Origin of the sequence: Actinacidiphila sp. bgisy167 (genome assembly GCF_965342175.1) — a bacterium.
GTDB lineage: Bacteria > Actinomycetota > Actinomycetes > Streptomycetales > Streptomycetaceae > Actinacidiphila.
The window spans coordinates 1-11,332 of sequence record NZ_CBDRBL010000129.1 but is presented as its reverse complement, the minus strand read 5'-3'; the positions used below and the strand labels follow the sequence as shown (position 1 = coordinate 11,332).

Annotated in this window: 6 protein-coding genes; 2 read left to right on the top strand and 4 right to left on the bottom strand. The window is 65.1% G+C overall.

What is annotated here, in order from left to right; translation table 11 throughout:
* Positions 1-80: 80 nt before the first annotated feature.
* The gene (locus ACRWND_RS29335) at positions 81-5,471 is read right to left on the bottom strand and encodes a hypothetical protein (protein WP_431954757.1); all 5,391 of its coding nucleotides are present in this window, start codon (positions 5,469-5,471) and stop codon (positions 81-83) included.
* 685 nt (positions 5,472-6,156) lie between these two features.
* On the opposite strand from ACRWND_RS29335, the gene ACRWND_RS29330 reads away from it, so the two are divergent.
* Entirely contained in the window at positions 6,157-6,684 is a 528-nt protein-coding gene (locus ACRWND_RS29330; RefSeq protein WP_431954755.1) for a transposase family protein, read from the top strand.
* A 425-nt stretch (positions 6,685-7,109) separates the two neighbouring features.
* Here ACRWND_RS29330 and ACRWND_RS29325 read toward each other — a convergent pair whose 3' ends face one another.
* From ACRWND_RS29325 to ACRWND_RS29315, 3 genes are read right to left on the bottom strand one after another with little or no spacing between them, the layout of a single operon-like run.
* Entirely contained in the window at positions 7,110-7,706 is a 597-nt protein-coding gene (locus tag ACRWND_RS29325; protein ID WP_431954753.1) for a DUF4865 family protein, read from the bottom strand.
* 41 nt (positions 7,707-7,747) lie between these two features.
* Complete coding sequence (locus ACRWND_RS29320) at positions 7,748-8,326, bottom strand: TetR/AcrR family transcriptional regulator (protein WP_431954751.1); 579 nt, start codon at positions 8,324-8,326, stop codon at positions 7,748-7,750.
* A 49-nt stretch (positions 8,327-8,375) separates the two neighbouring features.
* Positions 8,376-9,053, bottom strand: a complete 678-nt coding sequence (locus tag ACRWND_RS29315; protein ID WP_431954749.1) for a class I SAM-dependent methyltransferase — start codon at positions 9,051-9,053, stop codon at positions 8,376-8,378.
* Between the two features lie 718 nt (positions 9,054-9,771).
* On the opposite strand from ACRWND_RS29315, the gene ACRWND_RS29310 reads away from it, so the two are divergent.
* A partial coding sequence (locus ACRWND_RS29310; RefSeq protein WP_431954747.1) for a M1 family metallopeptidase occupies positions 9,772-11,332 on the top strand: 1,561 nt, incomplete at its 3' end.

The following is an 11,332-nucleotide window of genomic DNA, read 5'->3' as shown; positions in this document are numbered from 1 at the left end:
GGCCAGTCCCGACACGGCACGGGACATATCGGGCAGCCAGCCGTTTACGACGTCGCCGTCAGCCCTTGGAAGAATCGAGGTTACGGGCACAGATGCACCACGTTCCCCGGCGCGATGTGGACGTAAAGTCCGTAACCCAGCTCCTTGACCGCCCTGGGAATGATGTCGGTGAGCCAATGGGAGGGATCGCCCGGCGTGGAATGAATCTGCACGTGGACAGGCTGGATCGTCGTGTCGATACGCGCAGCGGCGAGTCGCTCCCTGATGCCGTCCGCTACCACGCGGGCGTCTACCTCTCCCGAGCCGGCCAGCACATCCGCGTGGCCCGATGCGCCGGACACTCCGAGCAGGTCCTCCAGGGCAAGCGGGTGTGTTTCACTGGCCACCTCACCTGGAGCTGCCATCGATCGGGTCAGACCGTCGGTGACGGTGCCCACTTCCGTGCTCTCGAGGACATCCGCCTCGGCAACGTGACTGACGAGGGGTTCCGGGACGACGGGAACCCGGGTATCCGTTCTCACCTGACGCTCCGCAGCGGTGAAGCTGTCCCAAGGCGCGCTCGGGGCGGCGGCGTTGGGCGCATCGAGGAGCGCTTGGGTGGACTGCGTGAAAAATTCCCGGGTCGAGGTGGGCGCCTCATGGCTGTTTTCGTTCTCCGGCCGCCCTTGAGGCTGGTCCGGACGCCTTGTCGCCTGTGGCTGGTCCCGAGCGCCCACCGTGGGTGAGGTCACCGTGGTGCCGGGTGAGGCCGTGCCTGTGGAAGAGGTCGGGTCGGCTTTGCCGCGGTGGAACCAGGGGGCCATATGGTCGGCTATTTGCTGACGCGTGACCTTGGTGATGACCAAAGTGTCCTCGCCGGGGACCACGCCCCGGGGTGGGCGTCCCATCAGGCTCATCTTACCTGGCGGTACGTCCTCTTGTGTGCGTCCGCCGGGTGTCAGGAGGGTTTCCGCGGGGGCCTCGGTGTCCCCGCCGGCCATACCATGAACAATTTCGTGGGCCAGTGCCCAGGGCGAGGAATTGACCGGCCAGGCCTTCTGGCTGATGCGACCACCGGGAGTGAGGGAGACGACCGCGTCGGCCTCGTCCGGGTGATCAACAAAACGTACTTCAGCCCGCCACACAGGACCGGCGCCTTGCAGAGGGCCGGTCACCTGGTCGGGCAGGGGAAGACGATAAGCGTGTGCGTTGACGACGCGTTCCAAGCCCCAGGCGGCCGCGTTCATCACCCGCGCCCGCTCCTCATCGCGTACCCTGCCGACGAGATGAATCCTCCGTGTCATCACCACCAGCCCGTCCTCGAATTCCTGCCCCTTGTACCACGACCACTGGTAGCCCACATCCGTCCGCTCGCCGGCATCCGGATCCCCCAGCACGCGCCGACCACCGCGAGTATCAAACGAGAACGCCTCCGCCGCTCCCGCCCGGCGCTCGCCGCGGCGCGTTCCGAACGGCAACCACCGCTCGGAACGGACCACCCCTGAACCGAGCAGCTCCAACTCCGAGAAGGACAGGGCCGCTGGCCTCGCAGTCGCGCCACCCGCATGAGTGGCGGCGTCCATCGCCTTCACCCACGGCTCCTCAGAGGCAACGGCGACTTCCGTGTTCTCTGCCTCTGGCCAGCCCTCGGGCAAGCCAGGCGCCCGGTCCCCCGCACGGCCGCTCGACGTAGCCTCGCCTGAAACAGCACCCGCGACAACGCCACCCAGTTTCTTATAAACCTTCGTTGTTTGCGGGGGGAGTTGCTGCCCTGTGACAGCACCCAAGAAATACTCGCCCATAAAAAGGAGGGGGCTTTCATGCGCCGATCGAGGAAGCTTGCGGGCGATGTCCTCGTAGTTTCTCTCGGCGAATCGCGTGAAGGTCAAATCATAATAGGCGGACGCATCATTTGCGTAGCGCACGGATTTCTCTATCACCGTGATGACATGCTGAACGCCCAGCTCAATTGGATACGTTTTGTCATCGCTGGACGTATGGCGCAGTGCGAGCAGGTCAGGGGAAAGAACCAAAATGTCCGGCGCAAAGAAGGTACTGGAGATCCCTGAGAGGACATCAATCTTTCCATCATGCCGCACGCGAATACTCCGACCATATTTCGGAAGGTAGACTCTCAGGTTCGGCACAGAAAATCCCGCCCCTTGGACCAGCCTCACGGCTTCCGATATCTGCTCGATTCTGCGGTCGGTAAGATCGTCTGGTTCCGTTAGGTCAGCGAAAACTGTGAAGTTCGCCTTGTCGACCCGCAACGGGAGACGCGTCATCGCAGCATGCGGAACATTGTAGTCCTCAGCCTTCGAGCGGTCTGATCGTTTCGTGTACGACTGGAGTTCAGGGAATTTCTCAAGCGTCGCGGGCTCGGGCAAGTAGGATGACTTGTTTTCCCCCGCCACCTCTACCTTTGCTTTTTGCAGCAAATATTCCCACATGCGGTCGAAGTCTTCTTCATCCGCATCATGGAAGATCTGCACCGCATTCTCAGAGAGAGTGTTGTCTGCATTCCTCGGCAGTAGCAGAGCGCGCGCAGCAGGACTCTCGGTGTCAAAGCCTGAACCACTTCCGATGTAACGTTCCACCATGGCCCCGAAACGTGAACTCACAGAAAATGTGTTCACTTCGCCATCCTTGGGAATTTCCATGAAGGACTCGAACGGCAGTCCTGACTGCTTGAGAAGCTGCTCTCCTTCGATGACGTTATCTATGATGGCCACGACGGTCTCGCGCCTGGGGTCAGCCTGCCAATTCCTGATACCGATTCTAATGGCGGCCGCGAGCGCATTCATCTTCTCGGCTTCGGTGCTACTTGAAGGACTGGCCGCAGTAATCGAAAGCGCAGCGAATGCATCCTTCGCAGCTCCCTCAAGATGCCCAGCTGTATATGATGACCTGTTCAGGATATTTTCAAGCTTGACCTCCGGAAGCCCGGCAGCCTGATTTTTCATCGAATAGGGCACGCCGAAATTATGCGCTATGTCGAGCGTCTCGTGCAGCGTGTGGTAGGCGAGTTCGGAGGTGTGGTCGTAGTGAAGCCGCCAGAATGCAAAGATGCCCCAGGCCAATGCTGCTACCTCATGCCGTGATGCTCCGAAGAACCTCGCCATATGGAACATTCGTAGCGCGGTGTGTGATTGACCGGACCAGACCGGTATGTTGAGGGAACGAGCCAGTATCGTCGACCGCGCGTTCTCATTTCGCGTGGAAGGCGCTTCTTTGAGACGACCTTCTCTATCTCGGACTATGTTCTGTCCCCGCTCTGGGTTCGCTGCCGTCCGCCGACCCGAATCATCGATTCCCGTCGTGCTCATCACATCCGATGCTTTGGGCAACGGGAGCCGGCCGGTGCCCTGCGTTACCGGCGAACGAGAAACCTTCTCTCGGAAATAGTCACTCAAATCGTGCATGACCATCATTTTGTCACGGAATCCGAACATATGAGGCGTTTCCAGGACTTCCAAAATCCCGCCACGCTCCCAGACTTCCGTGCGCAAATGTTCAAGTGGTTCATTTGCGGAAAACCAGTTAAGATAAACAGCAAACGGTCGGTCATCAAGGAGGGTGCGGCCTGACTTCAACTCCTCCAAGATCCCCGAGTTATTGGGAAAAGCTCTCAACCTCGCATGAAGACGGGTGAACAGAACGTCAAGTAGAGCCTCGACGTGGCCCTCGTCTTCGATTTTCCGGGCAAGTTCCTTCTCTGCGTGCCTGTTCTCTTTCGCCGCAACCCATCCGAGCAATCCTCGCGAGGCGTCGACCACACTTTCGTATCGCCAAGAATGGGATTTCGTACCAAAGCTCGGATGCGTTCCGATCCGCATTCCCAGAACATCATGATCACCGCTGTATCCTACAGGGTTCACAATCAGCTTGGCCAGCTTTCGTACAAACCTTCTTGATTCATTTTTAAAATGCTCCGCCTCCTTTGTGTTCATTCTGTCGCGGCTATCGCGAGTGGGGTCGTTTTGCTCTTTTCTAAGAGCCGTGAAGAAGAGCTCAACGTGCGCTCTGAGAACCTTTTGCAGGTCTTTAATTTCACTCTCTCTATTCGCCGTCCGTAGTTCGTGCAGTGCGCGGAGATATTTTGCCTCAATCTCCTCCTCGGATTCCGTGTCGTCGCGCAGGATTGTGTTTATTTCAAGTTGGTGATACAGATTTTCCTCGGCTTCGGCAAGTCGCTCTCGATATTGTGTTTGTATATCTTTTGCGTGGCTCGCATAACTTGCCGTGAAATCCAGGTTGCCGATTTTCAGTGCGCCGCCGAGGATTCTCTCGCGTTTCTTCCCAAGGCTTGAAGAAAACTCGGCAGCAAGTCTTTTGGCGGTGTCCTCGCGGCCGAGCGAGAGTTCCGTCGCTACCCGGTTCCGCGCCGCCTCGTATGACTCGCGAGCCGCAAGCGCTTCCTGGTCACTTCCGATCATTATATTCGGCCCAAGAAGTTCCCGTGCGCGTTCCATGACATCGTGGAATTTCGCGCCGGGCAGTGATCGAAGTTCAGCTGGCAAACTCTCGTCGTCTCTGCCTGATAGATCACCCAGTCCCATGCCGACCATACGCCGCTCTGCGGCATCAAAGAACTCCTCGGCCTCGGCGAGTTCTCTTTCGCTCTCCTCGAGACGAGAGACGCTGCCGGAATCTCCATCGTTCTCGATGCGCGCGGCGAGAGCAGTCCGGTTATTGAGGGCCATGGTGAGCCTTGCTGCCGCCTTCGCATAGCTCACCATCGTTTCTTTGAGCTCAGCACTCCATCTGTCCTCTCCGGCATCGCGAACCTTGCCAGCCTTAGTCGGAGAGGGGTTCGCCTGGTGTCGCGGCGATCCTGGGCTGGAGATATAAGGGGACCTGGCCGCCGACTGGGGCCGCACGTCGCTGGTGGTGTTGCTCCCGCTTCGTCTCTGGTTGATTTCCGTCGGTTCCAGGTCAAGTTCCTCTGCCGTAAGGGGGTCGCCACCCCGACTCGCCTTCGGCTGGTCCATGGGCAGACCGGTCTGGGTCGGCTCGCTTACCGGAGAGAACCGTTTGACAGCAGATCTGGGTTCTGCCAGGAAAACCGGAGGGGTGGGCAGCTCTGCGTGGCCTGCTGCGAGTTCTGCATTACGCGGCATTCCCTGTCGGGTGGGGGAAAGAATTTCCTCCGGGGAGGATTCCGAAAAGCGGTGAGGGATCGTAGTGAGGGCTTCACCGCGAGTTTCTGGTGTGCGACGTATATTGGAGGACTTGAGAAGGCGGTCACGCTCCTCGCGGTTACTACTGGTGAGTCGATGAGAGGGGATATCCGTCAGCGCTCGCAGCGTTTCCTCGGAGGTCATACCCCCAGGCGGATCATTGACGATCTCCCGGTATAGCGATGCCGCATCAATGACATGCTTCACAAATTCATCAAAGGCGGCAGGTTGGAGGAGGCCGCTCCCGGACAAGACATCACTCACCGTAGAGGGCAGATCGAAGCAAATCCTGGCAATTGGTCGGGTATTCACAGTCCATTTTTCCTATCGTGACAGATGGAGCGGAAAACAAGCAGATTACAAGGAAACGCGAACGGTTCCCCGCGAGACGTTTCAACAGGACATCTCTGGCCAAAGCGTGTCTTGATGTCCTCGATCGCATTCGCTGTAACGATTCGACGGGCACGGCCAGACGCTGGGTGGCGTTGTCGCGGGTGCTGTTTCCGGCGAGGCTACGTCGAGCGGTCGTGCGGGGGACCGGGCGCCTGGCTTGCCCGAGGGCTGGCCAGAGGCAGAGAACACGGAAGTCGCCGTTACCTCTGAGGAGCCGTGGGTGAAGGCGATGAACGCCGCCACTCATGCGGGTGGCGCGACTGCGGGCCAGGGGCCCTGCCCTTCTCGGAGCTGGAGCTGCTCGGTTCAGGGGTGGTCCGTTCCGAGCGGTGGTTGCCGTTCGGAACGCGCCGCCCACCGTGAGTGTCAAACGAGAACGCTTCCGCCGCTCCCGCCCGGCGCTCGCCGCGGCGGGTGCTAAGGGATCCGGATGCCGGCGAGCGGACGTATGTGGGCTACCAGTGGTCGTGGTACAAGGGGCAGGAATTCGAGGACGGGCTGGTGGTGATGACACGGAGGATTCATCTCGTCGGCAGGGTACGCGATGAGGAGCGGGCGTGGGTGATGAACGCGGCCGCCTGGGGCTTGGAATCGCCCGGCTGGAATGCGGTGTGGTCGACAGTCCTTCGCCGTGAACGAAGTGCCGCCGCAGCTGGATGAATTGCTGTTCTCCTCGATCGACGGTGTGTCCATGGCGTCGGTCGAGGTGACCGACACGGTCGTACGGATCGAGGCTCGTACGACTTCCAGTCGGGCGGCCTGCTCGGGATGCGGATGCTCGTCAGGCCGAATACACGGCTCCTACCTGCGGTTTCCCCGAGATCTACCAGCAGTGGGCAGGTTTGTCGTGGTGTCGTTACGGGTGCGTGGGTTCGTCTGCACGCAGGACTCCTGTCCGCGCAAGACCTTCGCCGAGCAGGTGTCCGGTCTGACGCGTCGGTTCGGCCGGCGAACCGAGCGGCTGAGGTCGACTCTGGTCTCGGTCGGTCTCGCGCTCGCGGCCCGGGCCTGCGCCCGGATGACGGACACCTTCGGGGCCCCGGTCAGTCGGAACACCCCCAGCCGGTCGGGCCTCGGCCCCCATCCGCCCGTGCCGTCACGCGTTGGATCCTCACGCACCCCGACGCCCTGACCGAAAATGACCGGCTCCAGCTCCAAGCCACGCTGGCGAACTGCCCTGAGCTGACAACCCTCGTCGAGCACGTGCGCTCTTTCGCCCACATGGTCACCCACCTGCAAGGCGACTATCTCCCGCAGTGGATCGAATCGGCCAGAGCCACAACCGACCTGATCAGTCTCAGCCGGTTCGTCCACCACCTTGAGCATGATCCGGTGCGTCCGCGGCTCTGCCGCAGCCCTAACACTCGGTAGGGCCCGCCCGGCCTGGGACGCACGGGCCGGGGGCGGATGCGTCCCCCCGCCGGCCCCACCGCCGATGCGCCGGCGCGGGGCGGGCTCGCGCGACCTCGTGGGACGCGCCCTGTGCGATGCGCGTGCTACCGGTCGGCCAGGGCGGAGCCGGCGACGCGCACGGGGTTCACCCCCGCGGCGCTGCGGCTACGGCCACCGGCGGCCGACCGGCACCTCGGCCAGGTGCGGGGCCGACAGGTGCAGCACCTCGTAGCGGTCCAGGTCGGTGACCGCGGTGGGCGGGGTCCGCTCCCAGAGCGTGAGGAGCACGGTCTCCCAACGGCGGGGGTCCACGGCCAGCACGGCCGTGTGGACGCCGGCCGCGGTGGCGCGCTCCTCCCACTCCTCCAGGGCCCGGGTGACCGGCTCGCGCGGGTCGGCCCCGGCGGGGAGCCGCCGCACAAGACGGCTCGCGGCGCGGGGCGCGGCACCGGAAGCGGGCCCGGGCCGGTACGCGGCACCCGTCCAGTGGCTGACGTCAGGGCGCCCGAAGTCGTCGACGATGCCGCTGAAACCGCCCCCGCCCCACAGGAACCGGTTCATGCCGCCGGTGTCCTTCCAGAGGTAGAAGGGGGCGTACGCGTTGACCGGGGAGCCCTCCGTGCCGCGTTCACGGATCAGATAGGCCTTGAACCCGAGGTCCTCGTAGGCGTCCGTGAGCCGGCCCCGTCCCGCGACCCGGTCGCGGATGATCTTCATGTCGTAGTCGGCGGGCAAGGTGATCTCGTACTGCATCGCGTACATGTGCTGGTCTCCCCCTGGGAGTGCTGGTCGTGCGACTCCGCTCAGGCCCGCTGCGCCAGCAGCGACAGAGCGCCGCTGACTGCCTGGTCGAAGGGCGCGGCAGAGCCGGACGCCCGGGCGAGCACATAGCCGCCCTGGAGCACGGCGACGAGCGCGGCCGCGATGTCGTCGGTGTCGAGGCCGGGTGCGATCTCGCCGCGCGCCTGGCCCTCGGCGAGCACGTCGGCGATCCGCCCGCGCAGCCACTCGAAGGTCTCGTCGAGCGGCGCCCGCAACTGCGGGTTCACGACCACCTCCGGGTCCTGGGTGAGCCGCCCGATCGGGCAGCCCCGCAGCACGTCGCGCTCGCGGCGCAGATAACGCGAGACCCGCTCGACGGCCGAACCCGGGAGGGAGAGTTCGCGCTCGGCGGCTGCCCGCATCCGTTCGGCGCTGCGGCGCACGGCGGCGAGCGCCAGCTCCGGCTTGCCGGAGAAGTGGTGGTACATGCTGCCCTGGCCGACGCCTGAGCGCTGCTGGATGGCCTTCGGGCTGGTGCCGACGTAGCCGCGCTCCCAGAGCAGCTCGCGGGTGCTTTCGATCAGGCGTTCCGGCGTCGTCTCCACGACAGCAGTGTACATACCAGTAGGTACAGAAGGAGGGCGGCCAGCGGCCTTACCCGACGCGCCGTCAGCCGCTCCGGCGTGCGGAGGCCAGCACGTGCGGGGCGCTGGGCACGGGCAGGGCGATGCCCCCGGCGCCCTCGGGAACGCGGAAGCGCCGCACCTCCAGCAGCTCGAAACCCGCCGCCGCGACCGCGGCGAGCGTGTCCCGCCCGGTCCGGCAGCCGCCGAACAGCAGCGGCCACACCGTGCGGTCCGCCGCCCACTGCAGCGCGGCACACCCGCGTTCCTCGGCCCTGCAGTGCTCCAGCAGCCGCAACTCCCCGCCCGGGCGCAGCACCCGGTGGAGCTCGGCCAGGGCACGCTCCTGGTCGCGTACGGAGCACAGCACGAGCGAGGCGACCGCCGCGTCGAAGGCCTCGCTCTTGACCGGCAGCGCCTCGGCGACCCCCGGAACGACGTCCACCGGCACCTCGGCGCGCTGCGCCGCGTCGAGGGCGAGCCGGCGCAGCCGCCGCTCCGGCTCGATCGCCACGACCTCCGCGACGGCCGCGGGATAGTGACGGAAGTTCAGTCCCGGACCCGCGCCGATCTCGATGACCCGGCCGGTGAGCCCGGCGAGCACCGTCCGGCGGTGCACCGCGAAGCCCGCGCGGGCGTCCATCACCGGACCGCAGCGGGCGTAGAAGCGGGCGAACAACGGGTGGTGCACGGACGCGCGCGTCACATCGGCACGGCTGCGCATGACCGGACCTCCTTCGTCTTGGCGCCCCTGCCTCCGATTCTGCCGTCCCGGCGCCCGCCACAAGGCTCCCCGCACCACGGCGAATCCGGCGTGTCGGCCCCGGAGTCCCGGCCCTGCCGGCGTGGCGGCGGTGCTCCGCGGTCGTGCCCTGCCGGGGCGGGCAGACGGGGGTCTGCCCGGCGGCGGGCCGTTCGGGCCCGGAATCAAGCGTCGGCGGGCACCCAGGGTTCTTCCGCATGCTGCGGCATATGTCGCGTTCGGATCACCTCGTCCAAGAGCCGCGGTGAGCTGGCGCGGCGCTGGAGCGAGCGCAGCCGGCAGAGATCCTCGGCTACTGGCCGCAGTTCGCGCTCGGTGCAAGCGTTGCCCACCGCAACTCCATGGTGAGGCGCGACCTCTCCGGCATACGCCCCGCCGGGCACGGGCCCCACGGGCACGCGTACGGGCACGAGGCGCACGCGTAGCGCGGGGGGCGCACGGGTTCGGCCTGATGCGCACAGGCGGTGGTCCGGCGGCCCCGGGGCCGGCCGGACCACCGTTTCGCGGGCCGGTGGCCGCCCGACGGGCGCCGTCGTGAGCGCAGCACAGCCTGCTCCGTGACCGGGGGGAGCCGTTCCGGGAACCGCTCCGAGATTGTCGGAACCGGCCATGAGGCTGCCACGTCCCGACTGTTGGCAGTCGGAAACAATGTGATCACGGAACGGACACAAGGAGAACCATGCGATACCGCACCCGAGTGACAGCCCCGGGGGCCGCACTCCTCGGCACAGCAGCAGCGCTCACCCTCTCCCCGTCCGCGCAGGCGCAAAGCGCCGACGGGCGGGGCGTCCGGGACCGTTTGACTGGAGGAACCCCGGGGGGCGAAAGCCTGGGCGACCCGGTCTATCCGGCGCTCGGCAACACCGGATACCGCGTCTCCTCCTATCTGCTCGACTTCACCTACCGCGCCGACACCAAGCTCGTCGACGCGAGGGCCACCATCACCGCCCACGCCACTCAGAAGCTCTCCCGCTTCTCGCTCGACGCGATCGGCTTCGTGGTCCACGGGGTCCGGGTGGGCGGCCGACGGGCGGTCTTCGAGCAGCAGACCGAGAAACTGGTCGTCACCCCGCCGTGCCAGCTGGCGAACGGGGTCAAGTTCACCGTACAGGTGGACTACACGGCCGATCCGCGCAAACTCCCGTTCCCGTACAACGGCTGGGTTCCCACCCCCGACGGCTTTGCCGTGGCAGGGCAGCCGGACCTCGCACGCACGGTCTTCCCGTGCAACGACCACCCCAGCGACAAGGCCTACTTCACCTTCCGCATCACCGCGCCCGACGGACTGACGGCCGTCGCGACCGGTTCGCTGGTTTCCACCACGACGGCGAACGGCGTCACCACCGCCACCTATGGCTCACGTGACCCGCTCGCCACCGAGTTGGTGCAGATCACTGTGGGCGACTACAGGGTGGTCGAACGACCGGGCCCGAGCGGACTGCGGCTGCGCGACGTCGTACCGACCGCACGCGCGGCGGCACTGGAGCCGGCCCTCGCCCTGACGCCCGGACAACTCGCCTGGCTCGAGCAGCGCCTGGGCGCCTTCCCCTTCGAGACATACGGCATCCTTCCTGCCAACACCGACGACCCCAACGCCTTCGACTTCACCGGCCTGGAGACCCAGACCCTCACCATCTACAAGCCGAACTACCTGCTCCAGACGGAGAATCTGATCGGCTCGCACATGATGCACGAGCTGGTACACACCTGGTTCGGCAATCTCGTGTCGCCCGCCACCTGGGCCGATCTCTGGCTCAACGAAGGCCACGCCGACTACTACGGGCTGCTGTACCGGTATGAACGGGGATGGCCCGACTCGCTCGGTCTGACGAGCATGGAAGCCCGGATGAAGGACGTCTACTCCCGGGGCGACCAGTGGCGTCAGGACGCCGGTCCCGTCGCGGCGCCCACGGTGGCCACCCTCTTCCACAGCCAGCGCTACACGGGCGGTGTGCTGGTGCTGTACGCGCTGTGGACACTGGTCGGCGAGGAGGTCTTCAGCCGTATCGAGCACACCTTCCTCGACCGGTACCGCAACTCCAGCGCCTCCACCGGACAGTACATAGCCGTGGCCTCCGAGGTCTCGGGGCAGGACCTGACCGGCTTCCTCACCGAGTGGCTGTACGGCACGAAGACCCCGCGGATGCCGGGCCACCCGGACTGGACGGTCACCCCGCCGACCGCCGCCGCGCGCCGTGAACTCGGCGGCTCCCCGAAGGATCACGGGAGCGCCACGCTCG